The sequence below is a fragment of the Arthrobacter sp. BPSS-3 genome (assembly GCF_044628475.1).
Classification (GTDB): domain Bacteria; phylum Actinomycetota; class Actinomycetes; order Actinomycetales; family Micrococcaceae; genus Arthrobacter.
Window position 1 is genome coordinate 14,418 of record NZ_JBIMMV010000002.1, and the last position, 23,690, is coordinate 38,107.

Consider the following 23,690-nt stretch of genomic DNA (forward strand, 5'->3'; position numbering starts at 1 on the left):
GACTTGGACGGGCCTGAATCCTGCCTACCCCGCGTGATGCGGTGGGAATGCCGAGTACGTGGTGATCCTACGTTTCTCCCGCCTAAGTATTCAGGCTATACAGCGGGACTACACGTTCAAATTAACACGATTTACCGGGTTATTCCGCCGCCACGCCCCGCGCGTCTACCCGCCCTTTCGGCTCAATCCGTACCTGGTCCGGAGAGAACCTAGTTCCCTTGCCCGCCTTTTCGACGGTGACGTCCATGAGGGAGCGGATGATCCGGCGCTTGTTCTCCAGGGGGAGGGCCGCCCACTGTTCTGGAACGTCGTCCGCTCCGGCAATGGCGGCCATCGGGTTCAGCGTCTCCTGGGCGCCGATGGCGCCCTCAACGGAGGCCAGCTCGGCACCCAGCTTGCCCGCCTGTTCGCGGACCGCCGCGGCGGACAGTAGGCCGTCCGCCAGCATGGCTGCCAGGGCGTCCCGGCGGTCGCGCAATTCCACGGCGCGCGCCCTCAAGGCGTGGAGGTCATCGGAGCGGGAGAACAACCGGGCCGTGTCTGGGCGGGAAAGGATCCCAACCACAACCTCCTCCACTACACCGTCCACCAGGTCCATCCGGCGCGTGATGTGGTAGCCGAAACAGCGATAGACCATGTACTCCTTAGTGCTGGTCCGCATGGGGGAGGCGTACATTTTCCCGCCGCACACGGAGCAGACGCAGATCCCCGAAAGCAGGTACTTACTGTTGAGGTCCTGGGGGGCGGTGCGGCGCCTCGGATCAGTCAGCTTCTCCTCAAGACGGCGGTGCGTCTCCTCATCCAGGATGGCCTCCCACTCACCGGACCCCATATCCTCGCCGTTGTAGATACGGCGGCCAGCCATCCGCGGGTTGATGAGGAGGCGCCTGACCTGGGTGACGCCCCATTCCCCGCCCGCCGTGGTCTTGGCGCCCGCCGCATTCCACCGCTTGGCGACCGAGGCCACAGTAGCTCCGTCCAGGATGCTGGCGGCGCCCTCCCGGATCAGGCGGGCCTCCTCGGCCACGACAGTGACGCCGGACTCCCCGCGGTCGTATCCGAACGGGCGACGCGACCAGTAGGCGTTGCCCTCTGTGGCGCGTTTCCTGTTTGCCGTCCGCTGGCGGTTTCCTTTGTGCTGGACCTCCATGGCGGCGATAGCCGCCAGGATTGTGGCCACGGCGATGCCGGTGGGGTCGCCCAGGTCGATGGAGACGCCGTGGACGGAGGCAATGTTGACGTTCCGCGTCTTTCCCGCGTCGATCACCCGGGTGAGGTCGGCGATTGAGCGGGTGAGACGGTCAAGGTGCCAGACAACCAGGGCGTCCACGTGGCCGCGCTCAATGTCGCCCACCAGCTGCTCAAAGCTTGGGCGTTTCTTGCCCGATGAGGCGCTGATGGAGTTGTCCCGGTACACGGAGGCCACCTCCCAGCCCTTGGCCTCCGCGAGTAACCGGCAATCACGCTCCTGGCGCTCCACAGCGGTCCCCTCGCCGGTCTTGTCCTCGCTCTGCCTCACGTAAACCGCCACGCGTTTCATGACTCAACAGTAAGGCGTAACAGTGACTACAAGGGTTCCGCTCGTCTTCGGCGTGTTGCCCCTGACGGTCGTCTTCGCCGTTTTTCCGGGCCTAGCGGCCATCACCCTAGGCCTCTGACGGGCGAGCCCGCCCACGAATCGAAAGAACATCAAAAGCATCAGCAGCAAAAGAAAAAAGGGGAATCACGTGGCTACACCAACACATCCGGCCCGCGTCATGAACAGGCTGCTTTTCGCGCTCCTCTGGTGCGCGGGTGCGGCGCCCGTAAAGCTCCACAAGGGCAAACCGGCCGGAGACGACCCCCGGGAGCGGGGTGACGTCCCCGGCTGGGTGATGATCACGCTGATGTCTGCCGTCCTGGTCGCCGCCCTCCTCGCCATCGCCGGGCCGGCGCTCGAGGGGCTCTTCAATCAGGCGATGCAGAAGGTCGGGCAATAGGCGGTGATGCACCCACCGGCAGGTAAGCCGGCGCGGGCGCGCGACGGCGGCGGCAGGGGAGCGGTGAGCCGTCATGACGGGGACAAGGACCGCGTGGCCCGGATAGGACTCTCGCGCCGCCCGGCCGGGCGAAAAGCGGTTCGGCCCGTCCCGGTCCGGCGCCGCGCCGGTAAACCACCCCGGGCCCACCACCCCGAGCGGGGTGCCGCGGTTGTCGACTTTGTGATGGTCGGCGCTCTCACAACCGTGTTCTTCCTGGCCGTCGTCCAGCTCGCGCTAGTCCTGCACGTCCGGAACACCCTGATTGACGCCGCTGCCTCCGGGGCGCGGTACGGCACGCTCGCCGACCGGGGCGCCGGTGACGCGAGGGAACGCACGGCGCAGTTGATCGGCGTGGCGCTGACCGCTGACTTCGCCCGCGATGTCAGCACGGGGGAGGCCAGCTACGGTGGAATCCGCACCCTGGAGGTGACTGTCCGTGCCCCGCTGCCGGTCATCGGCCTGATCGGGCCGACCGGGATGCTGGAGGTGAAGGGCCATGCCGCCTTCCAGCCCTGAATCCCCGGGTGTCCCTGACCCTGAACCCCCGGGAGTCCCGGAGCTTTTGTCCCCGGGTGTCCCTGACCCCGCCCGCCCCGGCCTCCCGGACCCCGACGCCGCAAGGACCGACCCGGAACAGGGGAGCGCCGTCGTCGAGTTCACCTTTCTCGCGTTGCTCCTGATGGTCCCGGTCGTGTACTTCGTCATTACGCTTGGCCAACTGCAGGGCGGGTCGTTCGCCGTGGCCGGGGCCGCGGACCAGGCGGCCAAGGTCTTCGTCGCCCAGGCCGACGCCGGTGCGGGGCGCGCCGCTGCGGAACAGGCCGTCCAACTCGCGCTCGCCGACTACGGGCAGCCCGCGGGCAATGCCACCTTGGAAACCGCGTGCAGTTCCCCAGACTGCACCGCCGCCGGATCAGCCGTGACGGTGACGGTCCGACTCACCGTCCCGCTGCCGTTCGTCCCCTTCGGCGAGGCGCTCCGGCTCGACGCCGGACACCTGAGCGCCACCTCAACCCAGATCGTCGGGCGGTTCCGCTGATGGCACCGCGGACAGGAAGCAGAAGGCAGACAACGCAACAGCCGGAGGACGCCGGAGAGGCCGGCCAGCTGATGGTCCTAATCATTGGCTATGTCCTGATCGCCCTGCTGATCGTCACCGTGGTCGCCGCGGCCTCCAGCGTGTACCTCGAACACAAGAAGCTGCTCTCCCTCGCCGACGGCGCCTCGATCGCCGCGGCGGACAGCTTCACCCTGGGCCAGATCGACGGCAGCTCCGGTACCCCCACCGCCATCCTGAGCGGTCCCCGCGTCCGCGGCACCACCCTCGACTACCTCGCCCGCGACGGCGCCTTCGCCCGCTTCAGCGGCCTGGCCGTCACCCCGGCGACCGGCAGCCCCGACGGGGCCACCGCCGTCGTGGTCCTCAGCGCGGCGGTGCACCCGCCGATCGTCAATTTCCTGGTCACCGACGGCATCAGGATCGAGGCGACGTCGACGGCGCGGTCCCGGCTGACGCGCTGACTCGCAACCGGGGTAGGCTTGAAAAACCATGGCAAACATTGATTTTCCCGCTGAAATCCGCGCTTTGCGCGCCACCTACGCCTCGATCGAGAACGTCTCCAATGTCGAGGCGCTTAAGGAGGACATCGCCGAACTGAGCGAGCGCGCCGGCGAGCCGAATCTCTGGGACGATCCGTCCGCCGCACAGGTCATCACCTCGAAGCTCTCGCACAAGCAGTCCGAACTCGAGCGCCTCAACAAGCTGGCGGCCCGCATCGACGACCTCGAGGTACTCGTGGAGCTCGGCCAGGACGAGGGCGACGAGGCTTCCATGGGGGAGGCCGCCGCGGAGCTCGAATCGGTCCGTAAGGCGCTCGCCGACCTCGAGGTGGTCACCCTTCTCTCCGGCGAGTTCGACGAACGCGAGGCCGTGGTGACCATCCGGGCCGGCGCCGGCGGCGTGGACGCCGCGGACTTCGCCGAGATGCTGCTGCGGATGTACCTGCGCTGGGCCGAACGCCACGGCTACCCGACCACCATCATGGACACCTCCTACGCCGAAGAAGCCGGCCTGAAGTCGGCCACCTTCGAGGTCAAGGCGCCCTACGCTTTCGGCACGCTCAGCGTCGAGGCGGGCACCCACCGCTTGGTCCGGATCAGCCCCTTCGACAACCAGGGCCGCCGCCAGACCTCCTTCGCCGCCGTCGAGGTCATCCCGCTAATCGAATCCGCCGACTCGATCGAGATCCCGGACAACGAGATCCGCGTGGACGTCTTCCGCTCCTCCGGCCCCGGCGGCCAGTCGGTCAACACCACCGACTCCGCGGTGCGCCTGACCCACATTCCCACCGGCACCGTCGTGTCGATGCAGAACGAGAAGTCCCAGCTGCAGAACCGCGCCGCCGCCATGCGCGTCCTTCAGTCCCGCCTCCTGCTGCTGAAGAAGGAGCAGGAGGACGCCGAAAAGAAGGCCTTCGCCGGCGACGTCAAGGCTTCCTGGGGCGACCAGATGCGCTCCTACGTCCTCAACCCGTACCAGATGGTCAAGGACCTGCGCACCGAACACGAGGTGGGCAACACCTCGGCCGTGTTCGACGGCGAGATTGACGACTTCATCGACGCCGGCATCCGCTGGCGCACCGACAACCGTAACGCGGAGAAGTAAACCCGGGGAGCGCCGCCGCCTAACCGGGAAAGGGACGCCGCCCCGACGGGCGCGAGGCAGACCGACCGGGCCGCCCAACCGGGCCGGCGTCCGCCGCCCGCCCCGCCCCGGCAGGCCCAACCAGTCCAAATTCCCGCGACACGCCACCACCCTCCGGCCGGCGCGCCGGGGCCGGTGCGTATAGTCGGAGGGCCGGTGCCCTACTTCCCCCAAAAGAAAGCCCGCGCCCCGGCGGCAGAACTGGTCTGAAAGATGCCCGGCCTGCTGGGTACATAGGGTCATGATCCGCTTCGAAAATGTCACCAAGGTCTACGACCAGAAGGCGCGGCCGGCGCTGGATTCGATCAACCTTGAGATCGACCGGGGAGAGTTCGCCTTCCTCGTGGGGGCCTCCGGCTCCGGCAAGTCCACCTTCCTGCGCCTGGTCCTCAAGGAGGACCGGGCCTCCTCCGGCGCGGTCTACGTCGCCGGCCAGAACGTGGCCCGGATTTCCAGCTGGCGGGTGCCGCGGCTTCGCCGGGGGATCGGCGTCGTCTTCCAGGACTTCCGCCTGCTGCCGCAAAAAACCGTCTTCGCCAACGTCGCCTTTGCCATGCAGGTGATCGGCCGCAGCCGCAGCGTCATCCGCGAAACCGTGCCCGAGGTCCTCAAAACCGTTGGCCTCGAGGGCAAGGAAAACCGCCTCCCGCATGAGCTTTCCGGCGGCGAGCAGCAGCGCGTGGCAATCGCCCGCGCCGTCGTGAACCGTCCCGGCATCCTGCTGGCCGACGAACCCACCGGCAACCTGGACCCCACCACCTCCATGGGCATCATGGGAGTGCTGGACAAGATCAACCAGAACGGCACCACCGTGGTGATGGCCACCCACGACGACGACATCGTCAACGAGATGCGCAAGCGCGTCGTCGAACTCCGCAACGGCAAGGTCATCCGCGACGAAGCCCGCGCCCTCTACACCTCGATGATCCCCACGGTGGGCCAGGCCCGCCGGGCCCGCGACGCCGGCGGCCGGGAAGACAGCGGCAGGGAAGACAACGGCAGCAGGGACGACGGCAGCACGGCCGGCAACACCACGGCCAAGGCCGACGACGCCGGGGAGGTCCAGCTGTGAGGCTCGCCTTCATCCTCGGGGAAATCGGCAGCGGCCTGCGCCGCAACCTCTCCATGGTCGTCTCCGTCATCCTGGTCACCTTCGTCTCGCTGACCTTCGTCGGCGCGGCCGGCATGCTCCAGCTGCAGATCAACCAGATGAAGGGCTACTGGTACGACAAGGTCCAGGTGGCGATCTTCCTCTGCAGCGACGGCTCGACGGCGCCCGGCTGCGCCTCCGGTCCGGCCACCCAGGAGCAGCAGGACAACCTGCGCAAACTCCTGCAGTCCCCGTCCGTGGCCCAGTACGTCAACGACTTCCAGTACGAATCCAAGGACGACGCGTACAAGCACTTCAAGGAGCAGTTCTCCAACTCGCCGATCGTCGACTCGGTAACCCCGGACCAGCTCCCGGCCTCCTTCCGGATCAACCTCAAGGATCCGGAGAAATACCAGGTCATCAGCGAGAACTTTTCCTCCCAGGCCGGTGTGGAATCCGTCATCGACCAGCGCCAGCTGCTGGAACGGCTCTTCTCGGCCATGAACGCCGCTTCGCTCGTGGCCGTCAGCATCGCCGGCGTCATGATCATCTGCGCCATCCTGCTGATCGCCACCACCATCCGGCTCTCGGCCTTCAGCCGCCGCCGGGAAACTGGCATCATGCGGCTCGTCGGTGCCTCCAAGACCGTCATCCAGCTGCCCTTTATCCTTGAGGGCGTTATTGCAGCTGTGATCGGTGCGGCCCTGGCCTCCGGCACGCTCTGGGCCGTGGCGAACTTCTTCCTCAACGGTTTCCTGTCCAAGCAGTACCCGGATACCGCCTTCATTTCCCCGGGCCAGACGCTGATCCTTGCCCCCGCCCTGATCGGGCTGGGCATCGTGCTCGCCGGAATATCATCGCTCCTGACCCTCCGCCGGTACCTTAGGGTCTAGCCGTGCGCAACGTAGAGGAACTGCCCATGACACCGAAAGCACGACGGACCGCAGCGGCCCGCAAGGCCCTCCGCCACAGCCGGCTGGTCAGCACCGCCGTCCTGCTGGCCCTCGCCGCCAGCCTCGGCGCGCCCGCGCCGCTGGCCGTGGCGGACAACCTCGAGGACCAGCAGGCCGCCCTGCGGGACCAGGCCGCAAGGGTCCAGGACTCGCTCGAATTCGTCGACGCGAAGATCTCCCAGGCCGCGGCCGACCTGGTGGTGTACCAGGGCCAGCTGCCCGGGGCCCAGCAGTCCCTCCTCGAGGCCCAGGGCCGGGTGGCCGGGGCGGTCAAGGAAGTCGACGCCCTCGCCGCGCGGGTGGACCTGGCACAGCAGAACAAGGCCAAGATCACCCAGCAGCTCCAGAACGACCAGCAGAAGATCACCGAGACCAAGAAGCTGATCGGCCAGATCGCCACCCAGGCCTACAAGTCCGGCGGCGTTCCCTCCAACCTCTCGCTCTTCTTTGGGTCGAACCAGGGCGGCAGCCTCACGGACACCATCGACCTGGCCGACCAGGCCCTGCGCAGCCAGAACTCGGCGATGGACAAGCTCACCCAGCAGAACGCCACCAACGTGAACTCCCAGGCGCGGCTGCAGGCGGTGGAGGCCGAGATCAAGGACCTCAAGTCCAAAGCCGACGCCGCGCTGGAGCGGGAGAAGGCCGCCCGCGACGAGGCCGAGGCCAAGAAGGCCCAGGTCGACAAGCTCATCTCCGACACCACCCGGATCAACGCCGAACTCCAGGCCGCCAAACCGGGCATCCAGAACCAGCTCGCCCAGGTCAAGGCCCAGCAGGACGCCGTGGCCGCCGAAATCGCCGAGCGGGACCGCAAGCTCCGCGAGGCCTGGCTGGCCGAACAGCGCAGGATCGCCGAGGCCGCCGCGGCGGCAGCGGCCGCAGCGGCCAAGGCCCAGGGCCAGGCGCCGCCGCCCCAGGCACCCTACGTTCCGCCCGCACCGGGTCCCATCTCGGCATTCGAGCTGCGGCACCCCTTCGCGGCCAACATCCCGATCACCTCCGGCTTCGGCTGGCGCGCGACGCCCCCGGGCACCATCGACTTCTACGGCCAGGGCGGCTACATGCACACCGGCATCGACTTCGGTGCCACCTGCGGCACCCCGGTCTACGCCGCGGCCGCGGGCACCGTGTTCTCCGCCGGGTGGGGCAACGACGGCGGCGGCAACCGGGTGAAAATCTCCCACGGCGTCATCCAGGGCAACTCACTGACCACCGTCTACTACCACAACACCTCCGTGGTGGTCTCCGTCGGCCAGCAGGTCAGCCAGGGACAGCTCATCGCCTACTCCGGCACCACCGGCAACTCCACCGGCTGCCACGCCCACTTCGAGACCTGGGTCAACGGCCAGGCGGTCGACCCCATGGGCCTGCTCTAAACTGGAGTGAATTGCACCATCGATTGAGGAGTTAGCACCGTGCCCAAAGAAAGTGGCCGGAAGGCAGTGGCCACCAACCGCAAGGCCCGGCACGACTACCACATCCTGGATACCTACGAGGCGGGCATCGCGCTCATGGGTACCGAGGTCAAGTCCCTGCGCGAGGGCCACGCGTCCATGGTGGACGGGTTCTGCACCTTCTACAACGGCGAGCTATGGATGGAAGCCATCCACATCCCCGAGTACCACCAGGGGAGCTGGACCAACCACGCCGCCCGCCGCCGTCGGAAGCTGCTCCTGCACCGCGAGGAACTGACCAAGATCGAGCACAAGGTCCGTGAGTCGGGCTTCACCATCGTGCCCCTGCAGCTTTACTTCGTGGACGGACGGGCCAAGGTGGAGATCGGCGTCGCGCGCGGCAAGAAGGAATACGACAAGCGCCAGACCCTGCGCGAACAGCAGGACAAGCGCGAGGCCCTGCGCGTCATGCGCGAACGCAACCGCCGCTAAGGCCGGGACGGCCACGCGCCGGCCGCGGGAATGATTCCGACCGCGGCTGCGTTATCATTGATTGTCCGGGAGGGATCCACAGGATCCCGAACGGCGGGTTATGGACGTTTGATAACTAAACACGGGGATGATCGGTTTCGACGATGTTAGTCGCGACAGGTGAAGCGGGCCGAGGATGCAGAATTATCTCGTAAACGCTGTCTGCAAACCAATAAGTGCCGAATCAAAACGCACTGACTTCGCTCTCGCTGCCTAAGCAGTAAGACAGTCCGTCAGCCCGAGGTTGCTATTGCCCCGGATCCTGGCGTCATTTAGATAGCCACTGCTGTTTACCCCCGTCATCGGGGTAAACGGGACTCTTAGATGACTGGGCCCGGATCAGCCACCTGTTTGCAGGATGGCTGGGGCCGAGAAAATCCGACGCAAACTGCGCCCGGAGAAGCCCTGACAACACGACATCGGACGGGGGTTCAATTCCCCCCATCTCCACCAACCCAGCGAAACGGCCGGAAGCTTCAGCTTCCGGCCGTTTCGTCGTTAACGCCGCTTGATGTGGGACACCTGGTCCGTGTGCTCATCGACGATGTGCTTGGCTTTTTTCTCAGCCCGTTTTTCCTTGATGGTCTTGACCGGCTTCTTGCTCTGGTGCCGGTGCGGCGACTTATCAGGCATGGCGCACTCCCTCAAAAGAAACGGGCCCGGGATGAACCCGTTCGTTTCAGGCTACGCCCCGGGTACGGCCACGTCCACGACGCCAACAAACCGGGTTCCGACGCCCTCGTACTCACTCCGTACGTAGTTGGGAGCCAGTTCCGGCAGCTCGAAGGGGGAGTGCCGTTCGCAGCAAACCCAGCTGAACTCGGGCCACCACTTTTTAGGCCGAGCGGCCTCCGAGTAGCCGCACACGGCGCAGGTGAGCTGGACCCACACCGGGCGCTTGCCGGTCCGGTTGGCCTTGGACTGGCGCAGCCACGCCGGCGGGCTGTCCAGCAGTTCGGCGAGTTCGGCGTCCGAGAGCCGGGCGGGAATGCCGTGGCGGCTGGCCATTTCCAGCGGAATATCGAGGACCTGGGCTGCTTCGCGGCGGGTAATCATCCGTCAATTTTACGCGACGGCGGGAGAAGGGGCGCCGGAGGACCCCGGCCGGCCGTCGTCTGGAACGGCCGCGGGCCCCCGGAGGTCCGCCCGGTGCTAGGCTCAGGGCACCGGATCAGGAAGGCACGAACCATGCCCGGCACCCCCGCCGCACCCATGACAAGCCTGCAGAAGCGCGTGCTCTACGTGGCGATCGTGGCCTCCTTCATCGCCTTCCTCGACGGCTCCGTGGTGAACCTGGCGCTGCCGGCCATCAGCCGGGAACTCGGCGGCGGCCTGGTGGTCCAGCAATGGGTGGTGGACGCCTACCTGCTGACCCTCGGCGCGCTGATCCTGGTGGCCGGATCCCTCTCCGACCAGTTCGGCCGCGTCCGGGTCCTCGAGTGGGGGCTGGCCGGGTTCACCGCCACCTCCATTCTCTGCGGCGTGGCGTGGAACGGCGAGTCGCTGATCATCTTCCGCGGTCTCCAGGGTGTGGCCGGTGCGCTGCTGGTGCCCAGCTCACTGGCGCTGATCGTCACCGTCTTCAGCGGCCCGGCCCAGTCCGCCGCGATCGGCAAGTGGTCCGCGTGGACCTCCGGCGCGATCGTCGCCGCCCCGCTGCTGGGCGGGATCTCCGTGGATGTCTTCACCTGGCGGGTGATCTTCTTCCTGAACATCGTTCCGGCCGCCGCCGTCTGGCCGGCGCTGCGCCGGCTGCGCGCCCAGGACCTGGAGCGGCCTCCCGGCAGCAGCATCGACGTGGCCGGCACGGTGCTCGCCGTCGTCGGCTTGGGCGGGATCGTTTATGCCTTCATCGAGCGCGGCAGCCAGGGCTGGGGCTCGCCGCAGGTGTGGCTGCCGCTGGCCGTGGGCATCGCCGGTCTCGCCGCCTTCCTGGTGCACGAGGGCCGGACCCGCGCGCCGATGATGCCGCTGCGGCTCTACACGGTGCGGAACTTCGGCTGGGGTAACGCCGCCACCCTGGTGATCTACGGGGCGCTGAACCTGGGCTTCTTCGTCCTGGGCCTCTACCTCCAGCAGGTGGCCGGGCTCGGAGCCACCGCCGCCGGCCTGGCCCTGTTGCCCTCCACCCTGATCCTGTTGCTGCTCTCCTCCCGGATGGGGGCTCTCTCCGGACGGTTTGGCCCGCGCTGGTTCATGACCGCCGGGCCGCTGCTCTGCGCGGCCGGGTTCCTCCTGATGCTCGGCATCGGCCTGCCCCTGGACTATGCGTGGCAAGTACTTCCCGGTGTCGTGGTCTTCGGGATCGGGCTCGCCGTCACCGTGGCGCCGCTGACCTCGGCCATCCTCGGCGCGGTTCCGCCGGAGGAGGCCGGGATCGGCTCGGCCGTGAACAACGCCGTCGCCCGCATCGCCGGGCTGGTGACGATCGCCTTCGCCGGGCTGATCACCGGGCCGGTGATCACCACCGCGGGACTGCACGCGACGTCGCTGGTTACCGCCGCGCTGTTCGTCGCCGGCGCGCTGGCCTCCGCCGTCGGGATCCGGAATCCGCCAGCGCCCGCGGACGCGTCCGCCGGACCTGCAGCAGACGGGACTGCGCCAGACGGCGTGCCGGGCGACGGCGGGGGAGCCCAAGGGGCTAGCTGAGACTAGCGGCAGCTCAGCTGCCGGGTTCTTCCTCGTCGGCTGACACAGGGTGCACCCAGAGGGCGTCGGCGACCCCGTCGGCAAGGTCGAGCTCCCGTGATCCGTCAGGTCCGGCGATCCGAACCGTCAGGGGTCCGCCGAACGGCTTCCTGCCCAGCACCGCGACGGCGGCGTCCAACTCGATGCGTTCGGTCGCCAGATAGCGCAGCAGGTCCGGGTCCTCGTCGCTGATCCGCGTGATGCGGCCGCCCTGGCCGGCTGGCAATTCGCTCATCCGCACCGCCGGGGGCATCAGGACTGAGCCGTCCGCCGCGGGGATGGGATCGCCGTGCGGGTCGCGGACCGGGTGGCCCAGCTTGGCCGCCATCCGGTCGATGAAGGTTTCCGAGACCGCGTGCTCCAGGGTCTCCGCCTCGTCGTGGACCTCGTCCCAGCGGTAGCCGAGCTCCTGGACCAGGAACGTCTCGATCAGCCGGTGCCGCCGGACCATGGACAGGGCCAGCCGCTCACCGTCCGCGGTCAGGGTGACGGCTCCGTAGGGCTTGTGGTCCACCAGGCCCTGCTCCTTGAGCTTGCGGACCATCTCCGAGACCGAGGAGTTCGCGACGCCGAGGCGCTGGGCCAGCTGCGTGGAGGTGATCGGCTTGTCCTGCCACTCCGTGAAGGTGTAGATGACCTTGACGTAGTCCTCGATCGAGGAAGAAGGCGGGCTGGTTTTCACAGCCCCTAGCCTACCGTCCGGCCGCACCGGTGAACGTGAACCACAGCAGCGCCAGGTTCAGGGCCACCACCAGCAGCACGCTGACCACCGACGCGATCCGCAGCGGCAACCGGTCGACGAAGCCGCCCATCAGCGGGGTACTGCTGGTCAGCACGACCAGCGGGACCAGCACGAAGGGGATGCCGAAGCTCAGCACCACCTGGCTGAGCACCAGGGCCCAGGTCGGGTCGAAGCCGACGGCCAGCAGCACGACGGCGGGCACCAGGGTCAGGAGCCGGCGCAGCATCAGCGGGATCCTGATCTTCAGCAACCCCTCCATGATGGTTCCCCCGGCGTAGCAGCCCACTGACGTGGAGGCCAGCCCGGAGGCGAGCAGCCCAACGGCGAAGACCACGCCCACCACGGGTCCCAGGCTGGCGCTGATGGCGGCGTGGGCGCCCTCGATGCTGTCCGTGCCCTCCACCCCGCCCAGGGTCGACGCTGCCAGCAGCAGCATGCCGATGTTGACGATGCCGGCTACGGCCAGCGCCGCGATGACGTCCCAGCGGGTGGCGCGAACCAGCCGCTCCACCGCGTGCTGCGGAACGTGCCGGTGCCGGTCGGGGCGGTGCCGGTCGCGCGAGAGCGCCGAATGGACGTAGATGGCATGCGGCATGACGGTGGCGCCCAGCATGCTCGCGGCCAGCAGCACGGTGTCCGGTCCGCGGAACCCGGGGACCAAGCCGGAGAGGACCCCTGACGCGTCCGGCGGGCTGATGAACAGCCCGGCCAGGAAGCCCACCGTGATGATGGCGAGCAGGCCCATGATCACCAGTTCGAAGGGCCGCTGCCGGTTCCGGCTTTGCATGGCCAGCAGCGCCATAGAGATGCCGCCGACGACGACGGCGCCCAGTGGGAGGGGGAGTCCGAAGAGCAGGTAGAGGGCCACGGCACCGCCGACCACTTCGGCCAGGTCCGTGGCAGCCGCGACGATTTCGGCCTGGACCCAGAAGGCGCGCCGCCAGCCGGGACGCAGGCGTTCCCCGAGCAGTTCCGGCAGGCTGCGGCCGGTGACGATGCCCAGCTTGGCGGACTGGTACTGAACCAGGACGGCGACGACGTTGGCCACCACTAGCACCCAGACCAGCAGGTAGCCGAACTGGGCGCCCGCGGTAAGGTTGGCCGCCACATTCCCGGGATCCACATAGGCGATCGCGGCGACGAAGGCCGGCCCCAGCAGCCCCAGCAGGGCCCGGCGGGGCCCCTTCCTGCCACGGACCGGGCTCCGGCCGCCGGCGGCGGGATCCTGTTCGGCGAGGTGCAACATTGCAGGCTCCTGCGGCTGGTGGGTCAAATGAGTTCCGTATGCCTGAACAAAAAAGTTAGGCATACCGAAATCATAGGCTCAGACCTTCACCGCGCGCCAGCTTTGGGTGAGGTAGGGCAGCGCCAGCGTCTCGCCGGGACCATGACTGAGGTGCTCGTACAGGTACCACTGGAGGTTGGCCAGCACCTTGGCCCGGGTTGCCTCCCCGGCCCGCAGGAAGTAGCTGCGGGACTTGGCCAGTTCCAGGATCTCCTCCGGCGTCACCGGGTCCTCCCACCGGGTCAGGTGGCTCTCCAGCCCGCCGAACTCGGGCCCGACCGGTGGACGGAACGAGGGTTTGTGGACGTCCCCGGCGTGCATGATCCGGGACAGCCGGTGCACCCACGGAATGGAGGTGTCCAACTGGTTCCAGATCAGCCCGAGCACCCCGTGCGGCCGCAGGATACGGGCGGCCTCGGTGCTGGCCTGCAGCGGCTCGCACCAGTGCCAGGCCTGCGCCACTGTGACCAGGTCGAAGGCCGACGCCGGGAGGCCGGTGTGTTCGGCGGTACCCACCGTGGCCGGGACACCAGGGAGGGCGGCGCGCAGCTGGTCCAGCATGTCCGCCGACGGGTCGACGGCGGCCGTGGCCAGGCCGCGGGCCACGAGAAGGGCGGTGAACTTACCGGTCCCCGCCCCGACGTCGGCCGCGTCCCGGGCTACGGCGGGAATGAGCCAGTCGGCGGAGTCGGCGGGATAGCCGGGCCGCACCCGGTCGTAGTGTTCCCCGCCGTCCTGGAAGCTCGCTCCGAGCTCCTTCCGCCGGGTCTGATGCAGTTTGGGGCCGCCGCCTGCCACGTGAACTCTCCTTCGGCAGCTCGGGAAGATACCCGTCGAATCTACCGTAAACCGGCTATTCGGGGCCGTCGAGGGTGCAGGGGGCCGCCCCGGCGGTGCCGGGGGTGTTGGGCGCCCAGTGCGGGTAGCTGCGGGTGTCGTTCGCCGGTACCCAGCGCCCGGCATCCACCACGTAGTCCCAGTCCAGGCCGTGCCGCCGCAGCGTCCGCAGCGCGGCCAGCAGCCGCTCGGCGTCCTCGAGCCGGGAGCCCAGGCCGAAGCTGGCCCGCAGCGACCCGGCGGGCAGGCCCAGCCGCTTGAGCAGCGGATGCGCGCAGAACCTGCCGTCCCGCACACCGATACCGTGCTCTGCGGACAGGTACGCGGCGACGAGACCGGCGTCGTACCCCGCGACCGAGAAGTTCACCACGCCGATGGTGCCGTGGCCCTCCCCGCGGTCGGTCTCCTCGAAGATGTGGTGCACGCTCACGCCGTCGATCTCCCGCAGGCCGTCGGCAAGGAAGGACCGGATGGCATCCTCGTGGCCGTGCCAGGATGCTTCGTCCAGGGCCGCGACCGCCTGGGTGGCGCGGGCCAGGGCGGCCGCGCCGAGGACATTGGGGGAGCCGCCCTCGTGCCGGGCAGGTCCGGTGGTCCAGCTGACGGCGTCCAGCCGGGCGTCGCGGACGGCGCCGCCGCCGGCCAGATGCGGCGTCCCGGCGTCGAGCCAGTCCGGCCGCCCCACCAGGACACCCGCGCCGAAGGGCGCGTAGAGCTTGTGCCCCGAGAAGGCGACGTAGTCGATGCCGTCGGCCGCGACGTCGATCCGGCGGTGCGGGGCCAGCTGCGCTGCGTCGACGACGATCCGCGCCCCTTGCTCGTGCGCCAGCGCAGCCAGTTCCCGGACGGGCAGGATCTCGCCGGTGACATTCGACGCGCCCGTGACCGCGAGGAGGCTGATGCCGCCGGTTGCCAGCTCGGCCCGGAGCCGCGCCAGCGTCCCGGCGAGGGTCGGCGCGGCGACGACGCTGCGGTGCGGAACCCCCTGCCACGGCAGCAGGTTCGCGTGGTGTTCGATGTCCAGGTACAGGACCTCGCCCAGGTGCCGGCCGCCGGCGGTGGGCAGGCACCCGGCCAGGAGGTTCAGCGAATCGGTGGTGTTCCGGGTGAAGATGACCGCGTCGTCGGGCCGGCCGCCGACGAAGTCCCGCACAATGGTCCGCGCGTTCTCGTAGACCGAGGTGCTCAGCTGGGAGGCGTAGCCGGCGCCGCGGTGGACGCTGGCGTAGTAGGGCAGGATCTCGTTGAGGTACGCGGAGACCACAGACAGGGCGGGGGCCGAGGCGCCGTAGTCCAGATTGGCGTAGCGGACCTGGCCGCCCTGGATCAGCGGCGCCTGGATCTCGGCGCCGGTCACGGCGGCCAGCGGGGCGCGCGCGGCGGATACAGCCGTGGAGGTGGATGCTGGGGACGAAAAAATGGCAGTCGACATGGGACCTCGCTCGAAAAGGACCCCGCGTGCTGGGGATCCGCGCTTGCCGGGTCCGCTCCGGACCGGCCAGGTCGTCACCCGGGGCACCCCGCCGCGAAAGGAGGGTTGCCGGCCAGCAAACCGGGGTTTAGCGCTGGCACTCGTGACCTGGTTCGAGCCTAGGACACATGTGCCGCGCCCCGGAAAGGGGCGCGGCAATGTGAAGCGCTGTGTTACGCGGAACCGGCCCTTAGAGAAGGCGCCGCTCTAGAGCAGGTCGTCGAGGTTCGGGTTGAGCCGCTTGAGGACCTCGGAGTGCAGGATCGAGTTCGTGGCCAGGGCGTTGCCGCCGAACGGGCCGTCCTCACCCTCGAGGGAGGTGAACCGGCCGCCGGCCTCGGTGACGATCGGGACCAGGGCGGCCATGTCGTAAAGGTTCAGTTCCGGCTCGCAGGCGATGTCGACGGCGCCCTCGGCCACCAGGCAGTAGGACCAGAAGTCGCCGTAGGCGCGGGTGCGCCAGACTTCCTCGGTCAGGCCCAGGAATTCGTCGAGGTTGCCGCGCTGCTTCCAGCCGCCCAGGCTGGAGTAGGAGAGGGAGGCGTCGGAGAGGTCCGAGACGTTGGAGACCCGCAGCCGGGTGGCGGCGGCCAGCGAGCGGCCCGTGTAGGCGCCGGCGCCCTTGGCGGCCCACCAGCGCTTGCCGAGGGCAGGGGCGCTGACGACGCCGACCACCGGCTCGCCCTCGTCCACCAGAGCGATGAGGGTGGCCCAGACCGGGACGCCGCGCACGAAGTTCTTGGTGCCGTCGATCGGGTCGATGATCCAGCGGCGGGAGCCGTGGCCCGAGCTGCCGAATTCCTCGCCCAGGACGGCGTCGCGGGGGCGGGAGCGGGAGAGCTGGCCGCGGATGGCCTCCTCGGCGGCCTTGTCGGCGTCGGTGACCGGCGTCAGGTCCGGCTTCGTCTCGATTTTGAGGTCAAGGGCCTTGAAGCGGCTCATGGTCTGGGAATCGACCGAGTCCGCCAGGACGTGGGCAAGGCGCAGGTCATCGTTGTAGCTCGACGCGGGTTGGCTCATGCTTCCAAACTACCGTCTAAACGCGCCCCGGCCGGGGAGGCCACGTCCCGGACGGCCGGATCGCCCGCGGGACGAATGGGTGACGTACGGTCAGGAGACCGTGCCCAGTTCCTTGGTCTCCTGGGCTTCCTGCCGCGGGTCGGTGCCCAGCAGCCGGCGCAGCGAGGCCAGCCGGGCCGGGCCGGAGGGTCCCGCGTGGCCGGCCTGCACCCACGCGTCCACACCGCAGTTGACGGCGGTGGCGTCGTGCTTGCAGCCGCGCTCGCAGTCCTCGGTGCCGGGGGCCAGGTCGGGGAAGGAACGCAGGATGCGGTCCGGGTCCACGTGGGCCAGCCCGAAGGACCTGATGCCGGGGGTGTCGATGATCCAGCTGCCGGCCGGGGCATCCGTGACCTTCAGCGCCAGGGCGGAGGAAGAGGTGTGGCGGCCGCGGCCCGTGACGGCGTTGACGCCGCCGGTGGCCCGCTCCGCCCCCGTGAGGGCGTTGACCATGGTGGACTTGCCGACGCCGGAGTGACCGAGCATGACGGTGACCCTGCCGTCCAGGTAGCCGTGCAGTTCGGCGACGGCCGGGCCGTCCAGCCGGGCGGAGAGGCCGTCGTCCGAGCGGGCGTCGATGCCGGAGGCGGAGGCATCGGCGGTCTTGGAGATGATGACGGGCAGGTCGAGGTGGCGGTAGTTCGCCAGCAGCTCGGCCGGGTCCTTGATGTCGGCCTTGGTGATCAGCAGCAGCGGCTCGATCCCGGCGTCGTAGGCGGCCACCAGTGCGCGGTCGATGAAGCCGGTGCGCGGCTCCGGGTTGGCGGCGGCCACGACGACCACCAACTGGTCCGCGTTGGCCACCACGGCCCGCTCGATCGGATCGGTGTCGTCGGCGCTGCGGCGCAGCAGGGTACGCCGGTCCTGGATCTTCACCAGCCGGGCGAGGGTGTCCGGTTCGCCGCTGACGTTGCCGACCAGGGAGACGAAGTCGCCGGCCACCACCGGATTGCGGCGCAGTTCGCGGGCACGCGCTGCGATCACGGTGCGCTCTTCATCGGTGCCCTCGGCGACGACCGCGGTGTAGCGGCCGCGGTCCACCGTGATGATCCGGCCGGTCACGGCGTCGTCGTGGCTGGGCCGGTCCTTGGTGCGCGGCCGGGACCCCTTCTTGTTCGGGCGGATCCGGACGTCGGATTCGTCCCAGGAGTCAGTGCTGCGGGCCACCGGCGGCGTCCTTGTCTGCACGGGCCTCGTCTGTACCGGTGCCATCGGCCGGGGCCAACATGGTGGCCCAGAGCCGCGGGAAGTCCGGCATGGTCTTGGCCGTCGTGGCGATGTCCTCGACCTCGACGCCGGGGACGGCGAGGCCCAGGATGGCGCCGGCGGTGGCCATCCGGTGGTCGGCGTAGCTGCGGACCACCCCGCCATGGAGCGGCGCGGGCCGGATGACGAGGCCGTCGGCGGTTTCTTCAGCGTCGCCGCCCAGCCGGTTGATCTCGGTGACGAGGGCGGCGAGCCGGTCCGTTTCGTGGCCGCGCAGGTGCGCGATGCCGGTCAGGGTGGAGGGGCCTTCGGCCAAAGCGCAGAGTGCCGCGACCGTGGGGGCGAGTTCGCTGGTGTCGGCGAAGGTGCCGCCGCTGATGGACCGGCCGCCGGTGACGGTCAGGGTGCCGCCCTCGAGGCTGACGGTTGCACCCATCGCGGCGAGGATGTCGCGCCAGAGGTCGCCGACCTGCGTGGTGCCTTCCGGCCAGTCGGGGATGCGGACGGTTCCGCGGGTGGCGAGGGCCGCGGCGAGGAACGGTCCGGCGTTGGAGAGGTCCTGCTCGATCCTGCGGTCGAAGGCGCGGATGGGGCCGGGGGAGACGATCCAGTGGTTGGGGCGGGAGTCGTCGACGGTGACGCCGAGCTCCCGGAGCGTGGCGACGGTCATCGCGATGTGGTCGAGGCTTGGGACGGGCTGGCCGGGGTTGGCCGCGCTGCGGTGCTCAAGGTGCAGTCCCTCGGTGAAGCGGGCGCCGGCCAGCAGCAGGGCGGAGACGAACTGGGACGAGGCGCTGGCATCGATGACCAGGTGGCCGCCCCGGACCTCACCGGTGCCCTCGACGGCGAAGGGGAGGGCCGTCGCCGGGCCGCCGTCGGGTGCGGCGACGTCGACGCCGAGTCCTGTGAGGGCCTCGATGATGGTGTCCATCGGCCGCAGCCGGGCGTGGGGGTCGCCGTCGAACACCGTCCGGCCCCGCCGCAGTGCGGCCAGCGGCGGGACGAAACGCATCACGGTGCCGGCCAGGCCGCAGTCGATGTCGGCCGACCCCGTGGACGCCCCGGCGGCAACCGGCAGCACCTCGAGGTCGGGGCCGAACGCGCCGTCGCCGGGGACCTCCGTGATGGTCGCCCCGAGACGGCGCAGTGCCGCGATCATCAGGGCCGAGTCCCGCGAATGCAGCGGGGCGCGGAGCCGCGAAGGGCCGTCGGCCAGGGCGGCGAGCACCAGGTAGCGGTTGGTGAGCGACTTGGAGCCCGGGACCGTGACGGTGGCGTCGACCGGGTGGCCGGCAAAGGGCGCGGGCCAGTGCGGGCCGCCCCCGGCGGGCACGGATTCAGCTGCGGCGGGGGCAGTACCAGACATTGACGCTCTAGGCTCCGACGGCGTTGTCGACGGCCTTGCGGACCGCCTTGTCGGCCTTCTTCAGCTTCTTGCCGGTGCTCTTGCGGGCGTCGGCCGCGAGGTGGGCGGTGGAGCGGCGGGCGTCGGCCGCGAGGTGCTCGGCGCGCCAGGCCAGGCTCGGCTTGCCGTTGGTGTCGACGGAGGCCAGGAGCACGCCGCCGGTCAGGGTGATGTTCTTGAGCAGCTGCTTGCGCCGGTTCTCGCGTCCTTCCTTGGACGAGATGTCGGCGGAGCGCCACTCGACGTAGGCGTTGAGGGCGGAGATGACGCCCAAGACCGTCGCGGAGAGGCGGGCGAACTTGCCGAGGGCGAAGCAGGCGCCGGCGCCCACCTGGGCGCCCCCGATCACGCGGGCGAGGGTCTTCTCGGAGGTCTGGAAGGGGAGGGCGTCGGCAGCGCGGCTCAGCAGCGGGGACAGCTGGGTGGCCGTATCGTCCGCGTTCCGCAGTTTGTCCATGCCTGCGAGCACGAAACTGGAGGCGAGCATGGGACGGGCGAAGAACCGGACTGGCGACATGAATTTCCTCCTGGAGGGATGAACCGCGGGTGTTCTGCGGGGAACCGGTTCTAGTCTTGCACTTTTGCGGAATATTTGCCCGCTGACGGGGGTTGTGCAGGTAGTGCCGCAAGAAGCGAGGAGAGGTGGAAGTTTGACTCTGGTTCAGACCACGGAACGGACCGACACGGACGTCGCCAACCCCTGGGCCCGCGCCTTCGCGGGTCCGCCGGGAACCATCACAACCGGTGGCAGGCCCGCGGTGACAGTAGACTTGAAGGCAATGAGCACCATGGATCCGGCCGTCGCGGCCAAGCACCAGGCAGCCGGGAACGATGCAGCCGCCACCCCGTCGGACCGGGACACCACCGCCGAGGACGTTGCGGCCGAGCGCGCCGCCAGCGAAACCGTCGCGGTGGACGGCAGCGGCACGCCGCTGGACACCGACGTCGAAAGCACGGAGGAGCGGCGCATCCGCTTCGAACGTGACGCCATGCAGTACGTCGACCAGCTGTATTCGGCGGCGATGCGGATGGCCCGGAACCCCGCGGATGCTGAGGATCTGGTGCAGGAGGCCTACACCAAAGCCTTCTCCGCCTTCCACCAGTACAAGCCGGGAACCAACCTCAAGGCCTGGCTGTACCGCATCCTGACGAACACGTACATCAACCTGTACCGCAAGCGTCAGCGCGAGCCGCTGCAGTCGAACTCGGACACCATCGAGGACTGGCAGCTGGCCCGCGCCGAATCGCACACCTCCACGGGGCTGCGCTCGGCAGAGGCGGAGGCGCTGGACCACCTGCCCGACTCCGACGTGAAGCGGGCGCTGCAGTCCATTCCCGAGGAGTTCAGGCTGGCGGTGTACTTCGCCGACGTCGAAGGCTTCGCGTACAAGGAAATTTCAGACATCATGAACACCCCGATCGGGACCGTCATGTCCCGGCTGCACCGCGGGCGGCGCATGTTGCGGGACATGCTGGCCGACTACGCGGCTGAGCGGGGATTCAGGGCCGCAGGCGAGACCGCCGCGGCCGAAGGCAACAATCAGGAGAACAGGAAATGAGCGACTGCCAGGGACTGGGCGACTGCGAAGACACCCGGATGCAGCGCATCTACGAGTATCTCGACGGCGCCCTGACGCACGACGACATTGCAGAGATCAAGGACCACCTCGACGGGTGCCCGGAATGCCATGAGCAGTATGACCTGGAGTGTGTCATCCGGGTCATGGTGAAGCGCTCCTGCTCCGAGGCGGCCCCGGAGAACCTCAAGAACTCCATCCTCGACCGCATCCACTCGTACAAGCCGGCCGACGCCTGAGCCGGCCGCCGGCAACAACGGCCGGTCGAGACAGCAGAAGACCCCGGAACCAGATGGTTTCCGGGGTCTTCGGCTTTAAAGCTGTCTATCCAAGCCGTGGCTTAGGTGTTGGGGCGCTTACCGTGGTTCGCGCCGCCACGCTTACGGTCACGACGTTTACGTGCACGCTTGCTCATAGCTGGCCTCCTTAATTTTTAGTACTCAAAAGAGCTGCCCTCAAGTCTCCCACATTGGCGGGGCCGCCGCGAACCGGACGGGCGTTGCCGCCAGGGTCGGACCGTCATCCGTCCAGGGAGTTCCGGATGGAGATCCGGGCCTGGTCCAGGACGGTCCTGACGGTCTCCAGGGTCACCGGGCTGACCGGTTCCTGCCCGGCGTGCCGCCGCAGTTCCACCCGGATGTCGTCGCGGAAGGACTGCACCAGCATTTCGGCTTCGCGCAGCCGGAGGTCGCCCTCCCGCGAGTAGCGCGACGCCGCTCCGGCCCGGGCCGCGCCGCGGGCGGCTTCGGCGGTCGCGGCCAGGTCGGCCCGCAGGCCCTGCATGTTGCTCCGGATGTCGTCGCGCAGCTTATCGGCCAGGCGCCGGACGGAGGCGGAGATGTCACTTTCCACCGCGGCGAGTTCGTCCCGCCGTCGGTCCAGCTCCACCCGGCCCGCGTCGGTGATGCTGTAGTTCGTGCGCCGGCCCTCGTAGCTGGTGGCCACCAGCCCTTCTTCCTCGAGCTTGCCCAGCCGGGGGTAAATCGTCCCGGCGCTGGGGGAGTAGGTGCCGCCAAAGCGGTCACTGAGGGCCTTGATCAGCTCGTAGCCATGCTTGGGACCCGATTCGAGCAGCGCCAGCAGGTAGAGCCGGAGCGCGCCGTGGGCGAAGACGGGCGGCATCAGAGGCCCGCTTCGCTGCCCGGTTCCGGCTGGCGGTGGAAGAGCGCGGTCTTGCCGGAGACCGAGTTGGTCCGCACCAGCATCAGCTTCGCGTCCGGGCCGGCGATGGTTTGGACGCTGCCACCGGGCTGGGTGTACTGCTGGTTGTCGATGACGACGGCGCCGCTGGCGGACTTGGCGATGATGTCCACGCCGACGTCGTGGGGGAGCCGGACCGTGACGTCGCCGGAGACGGAATTGGCGCCGAAGTCCTGGGTGAAGCCGAAGAGGTCGAAGCTGAGGTCGCCGCTGACGGTGTTGGCGCGGATGTTGCTGAAGTCGCCGGAGGCGGTGACCTCGCCGGAGACGCTCTTGGCCGTCAGGACCCCGCGGTGGTTGCGGGCGATGACCTCGCCGCTGACCGTGTTGACCCCGAGCTCGCCCTCGGTGCCGTCGGCCAGGACGGAGCCGGAGACGGTGTTAAGCCGGGTGTGGCCGGTCAGCCCGGAGACCATGCCGTCGCCGCTGACCGTGCCCGCCTCGACATCGACGCCGGCGGGCAGGGCGATGCTGATGACCACCGAGTTGGTGGAGTTGTTGTTGACCGTGCCCATGAGGTTCTTGAACCAGCCCTGCGGTCCGTGCAGCTGGTGCCGGATCTCCAGCCGGCCGTCGGTCAGGCTGATGGCCAGCGGGTCGCCGTCAATCGCGGAGACTTCGATCCGGGCCACGTCCTCGTCATGGCTGACGATGTCGAAGCGGCCCCGGACGATGCCGAGTTTGAGCGAACGGACGCCGTCGACGTCGATGGTCCGGGGACCGGTGACGGTCCATGAGTTCTCTTCCATGGTTTCCTCTTCGGCTGCAGGATGCGATATATCGCGTTGATGGCACCACGCTACCGCCAGGGAAGGCAGGGGTCAAGATATATCGCGTCCTATTCCGGGGTGGCGATGCCCAGCCACTGGAACCAGCCGCGGTGCAGCACCAGCCAGGCCATCAGGCCGTAACCGGCCTGCCCCGGGGTCCCGCCGTTCGCGGCCAGGTCCTGGCGCCACTGGTCGTGGTTGAGCAGCGGGGAGAAGGTGTCCACGTAGAGGTGCTTGCGGCGGGTGGTGACGTCGGCGAACGCGGTGTTCAGGTCCCCCAGCCGGCGGTTCTGGGCCGGGTCGAGGGTGGGCGGCGGCCCCACCACGAAGACTTCGATCTTGTTCTGCGAGGCCGAATCCAGGATGTTGGCGAGGTTGAGCCGGCTGCGGGCGGTGGAGAGGCCAAATTCGATGTCCCGTCCGGAGAGGCCGATGACGAGCCGGTTCTCGCTCTGCGGGGAGAAGCGGCGGCCGGCTTCCTCAAGCCAGCGCTCGGCCAGGCCCTCGGTGCCCTCCTGGGGGCAGGGCAGCGGGTAGCTTTCGAGGCTGAGGCCGTCCTGCGGCGTGCGCGCCAGGACCCGGCCCAGCCAGCCCAGGGCGCGGGGATCGCCCATGCCGGCCAGCAGTTCATCTCCCACGGCTGCGATCCGCAGCTTACGATCTTCCACGTCTACCTCTTCACTCCCTGCGCCCCGACCCGGGACGCTGCCCACGGACCCGGCTGCTGGTTTAAACGACGCTGCCCGGCCGGTTC

27 protein-coding genes, 1 other RNA gene and 1 riboswitch are annotated in these 23,690 nt (G+C 68.9%); of the genes, 13 read left to right on the forward strand and 15 right to left on the reverse strand.

Annotated elements, in window-relative coordinates:
* Positions 1-139: 139 nt before the first annotated feature.
* Entirely contained in the window at positions 140-1,540 is a 1,401-nt protein-coding gene (locus ACFVY3_RS03015; protein ID WP_400158724.1) for a recombinase family protein, read from the reverse strand.
* Between the two features lie 187 nt (positions 1,541-1,727).
* Between ACFVY3_RS03015 and ACFVY3_RS03020 the strand changes: the two genes are divergently transcribed.
* The 10 genes from ACFVY3_RS03020 (at position 1,728) to ssrA (ending at position 9,149) form a co-directional block, all read left to right on the forward strand.
* The gene (locus ACFVY3_RS03020) at positions 1,728-1,979 is read left to right on the forward strand and encodes a hypothetical protein (protein WP_364139065.1); all 252 of its coding nucleotides are present in this window, start codon (positions 1,728-1,730) and stop codon (positions 1,977-1,979) included.
* A gap of 102 nt (positions 1,980-2,081) precedes the next feature.
* Complete coding sequence (locus ACFVY3_RS03025; protein WP_400159052.1) at positions 2,082-2,537, forward strand: TadE/TadG family type IV pilus assembly protein; 456 nt, start codon at positions 2,082-2,084, stop codon at positions 2,535-2,537.
* A complete protein-coding gene (locus tag ACFVY3_RS03030) occupies positions 2,518-3,060 on the forward strand; it encodes a hypothetical protein (RefSeq protein ID WP_400158725.1) in 543 nt (180 codons plus the stop codon). Before ACFVY3_RS03025 ends, ACFVY3_RS03030 begins: the two co-directional genes overlap by 20 nt.
* Positions 3,061-3,131: 71 nt before the next feature.
* A complete protein-coding gene (locus ACFVY3_RS03035) occupies positions 3,132-3,542 on the forward strand; it encodes a pilus assembly protein TadG-related protein (RefSeq protein WP_400158726.1) in 411 nt (136 codons plus the stop codon).
* Between the two features lie 28 nt (positions 3,543-3,570).
* Positions 3,571-4,686 (forward strand): peptide chain release factor 2, encoded by a 1,116-nt coding sequence (prfB, locus tag ACFVY3_RS03040; RefSeq protein ID WP_400158727.1) that lies wholly within the window; start codon positions 3,571-3,573, stop codon positions 4,684-4,686.
* 280 nt (positions 4,687-4,966) lie between these two features.
* Complete coding sequence (gene ftsE, locus ACFVY3_RS03045; RefSeq protein WP_400158728.1) at positions 4,967-5,797, forward strand: cell division ATP-binding protein FtsE; 831 nt, start codon at positions 4,967-4,969, stop codon at positions 5,795-5,797.
* Positions 5,794-6,708, forward strand: a complete 915-nt coding sequence (gene ftsX, locus ACFVY3_RS03050; protein WP_290257337.1) for a permease-like cell division protein FtsX — start codon at positions 5,794-5,796, stop codon at positions 6,706-6,708. The genes ftsE and ftsX overlap by 4 nt, the downstream gene beginning before the upstream one ends.
* Positions 6,709-6,734: 26 nt before the next feature.
* Positions 6,735-8,147: a peptidoglycan DD-metalloendopeptidase family protein gene (locus ACFVY3_RS03055; RefSeq protein ID WP_400158729.1), complete on the forward strand. Its 1,413-nt coding sequence runs from the start codon at positions 6,735-6,737 to the stop codon at positions 8,145-8,147.
* A gap of 39 nt (positions 8,148-8,186) precedes the next feature.
* Positions 8,187-8,657, forward strand: a complete 471-nt coding sequence (gene smpB, locus ACFVY3_RS03060; protein ID WP_364139060.1) for an SsrA-binding protein SmpB — start codon at positions 8,187-8,189, stop codon at positions 8,655-8,657.
* 123 nt (positions 8,658-8,780) lie between these two features.
* Positions 8,781-9,149: a transfer-messenger RNA gene (gene ssrA / locus ACFVY3_RS03065) on the forward strand.
* 45 nt (positions 9,150-9,194) lie between these two features.
* On the opposite strand, the gene ACFVY3_RS03070 is transcribed toward ssrA, so the two are convergent.
* Positions 9,195-9,329 (reverse strand): hypothetical protein, encoded by a 135-nt coding sequence (locus ACFVY3_RS03070; protein ID WP_290257339.1) that lies wholly within the window; start codon positions 9,327-9,329, stop codon positions 9,195-9,197.
* 51 nt (positions 9,330-9,380) lie between these two features.
* Entirely contained in the window at positions 9,381-9,752 is a 372-nt protein-coding gene (locus ACFVY3_RS03075; protein ID WP_400158730.1) for a hypothetical protein, read from the reverse strand.
* Positions 9,753-9,884: 132 nt separating this feature from the next.
* Between ACFVY3_RS03075 and ACFVY3_RS03080 the strand changes: the two genes are divergently transcribed.
* The gene (locus ACFVY3_RS03080; RefSeq protein ID WP_400158731.1) at positions 9,885-11,345 is read left to right on the forward strand and encodes an MFS transporter; all 1,461 of its coding nucleotides are present in this window, start codon (positions 9,885-9,887) and stop codon (positions 11,343-11,345) included.
* 13 nt (positions 11,346-11,358) lie between these two features.
* On the opposite strand, the gene ACFVY3_RS03085 is transcribed toward ACFVY3_RS03080, so the two are convergent.
* The 8 genes from ACFVY3_RS03085 to ACFVY3_RS03120 all read right to left on the reverse strand — a co-directional run bounded on the left by ACFVY3_RS03085 (position 11,359) and on the right by ACFVY3_RS03120 (position 19,906).
* On the reverse strand, positions 11,359-12,066 hold the full coding sequence (locus ACFVY3_RS03085) for a metal-dependent transcriptional regulator (RefSeq protein WP_400158732.1): 708 nt from the start codon (positions 12,064-12,066) through the stop codon (positions 11,359-11,361).
* Positions 12,067-12,076: 10 nt separating this feature from the next.
* Entirely contained in the window at positions 12,077-13,372 is a 1,296-nt protein-coding gene (locus ACFVY3_RS03090; protein ID WP_400158733.1) for an Nramp family divalent metal transporter, read from the reverse strand.
* Between the two features lie 78 nt (positions 13,373-13,450).
* Positions 13,451-14,209 (reverse strand): class I SAM-dependent methyltransferase, encoded by a 759-nt coding sequence (locus ACFVY3_RS03095; RefSeq protein WP_400158734.1) that lies wholly within the window; start codon positions 14,207-14,209, stop codon positions 13,451-13,453.
* A gap of 55 nt (positions 14,210-14,264) precedes the next feature.
* Positions 14,265-15,680, reverse strand: a complete 1,416-nt coding sequence (locus ACFVY3_RS03100) for an aminotransferase class V-fold PLP-dependent enzyme (protein ID WP_400158735.1) — start codon at positions 15,678-15,680, stop codon at positions 14,265-14,267.
* Between the two features lie 34 nt (positions 15,681-15,714).
* Positions 15,715-15,828, reverse strand: a riboswitch (SAM riboswitch).
* 98 nt (positions 15,829-15,926) lie between these two features.
* Positions 15,927-16,739 (reverse strand): histidinol-phosphatase, encoded by an 813-nt coding sequence (gene hisN / locus ACFVY3_RS03105; RefSeq protein WP_364139048.1) that lies wholly within the window; start codon positions 16,737-16,739, stop codon positions 15,927-15,929.
* A 90-nt stretch (positions 16,740-16,829) separates the two neighbouring features.
* The gene (locus ACFVY3_RS03110; RefSeq protein ID WP_290257347.1) at positions 16,830-17,945 is read right to left on the reverse strand and encodes a ribosome small subunit-dependent GTPase A; all 1,116 of its coding nucleotides are present in this window, start codon (positions 17,943-17,945) and stop codon (positions 16,830-16,832) included.
* On the reverse strand, positions 17,929-19,350 hold the full coding sequence (aroA, locus tag ACFVY3_RS03115; protein WP_400158736.1) for a 3-phosphoshikimate 1-carboxyvinyltransferase: 1,422 nt from the start codon (positions 19,348-19,350) through the stop codon (positions 17,929-17,931). Before aroA ends, ACFVY3_RS03110 begins: the two co-directional genes overlap by 17 nt.
* A 7-nt stretch (positions 19,351-19,357) precedes the next feature.
* Positions 19,358-19,906 (reverse strand): DoxX family protein, encoded by a 549-nt coding sequence (locus ACFVY3_RS03120; protein WP_290257349.1) that lies wholly within the window; start codon positions 19,904-19,906, stop codon positions 19,358-19,360.
* 262 nt (positions 19,907-20,168) lie between these two features.
* Here ACFVY3_RS03120 and ACFVY3_RS03125 point away from each other — a divergent pair, with 262 nt between their 5' ends.
* Both ACFVY3_RS03125 and rsrA read left to right on the forward strand, forming a co-directional pair.
* On the forward strand, positions 20,169-20,948 hold the full coding sequence (locus tag ACFVY3_RS03125) for a sigma-70 family RNA polymerase sigma factor (RefSeq protein ID WP_400158737.1): 780 nt from the start codon (positions 20,169-20,171) through the stop codon (positions 20,946-20,948).
* Complete coding sequence (gene rsrA, locus ACFVY3_RS03130; RefSeq protein ID WP_290257350.1) at positions 20,945-21,205, forward strand: mycothiol system anti-sigma-R factor; 261 nt, start codon at positions 20,945-20,947, stop codon at positions 21,203-21,205. The genes ACFVY3_RS03125 and rsrA overlap by 4 nt, the downstream gene beginning before the upstream one ends.
* Before the next feature lie 101 nt (positions 21,206-21,306).
* Here the strand turns inward: rsrA and ACFVY3_RS03135 are convergent, their stop codons facing one another.
* From ACFVY3_RS03135 to ACFVY3_RS03150, 4 genes are all read right to left on the reverse strand, one after another.
* A complete protein-coding gene (locus ACFVY3_RS03135; protein WP_369299106.1) occupies positions 21,307-21,381 on the reverse strand; it encodes a 50S ribosomal protein bL37 in 75 nt (24 codons plus the stop codon).
* Between the two features lie 104 nt (positions 21,382-21,485).
* Positions 21,486-22,088, reverse strand: coding sequence for a PadR family transcriptional regulator (locus ACFVY3_RS03140; RefSeq protein WP_400158738.1), 603 nt, complete (start codon positions 22,086-22,088; stop codon positions 21,486-21,488).
* On the reverse strand, positions 22,088-22,915 hold the full coding sequence (locus tag ACFVY3_RS03145; protein ID WP_290257352.1) for a DUF4097 family beta strand repeat-containing protein: 828 nt from the start codon (positions 22,913-22,915) through the stop codon (positions 22,088-22,090). The genes ACFVY3_RS03140 and ACFVY3_RS03145 overlap by 1 nt, the downstream gene beginning before the upstream one ends.
* An 89-nt stretch (positions 22,916-23,004) precedes the next feature.
* Positions 23,005-23,604, reverse strand: a complete 600-nt coding sequence (locus ACFVY3_RS03150) for a GDSL-type esterase/lipase family protein (protein ID WP_290257353.1) — start codon at positions 23,602-23,604, stop codon at positions 23,005-23,007.
* Positions 23,605-23,690: the final 86 nt, after the last annotated feature.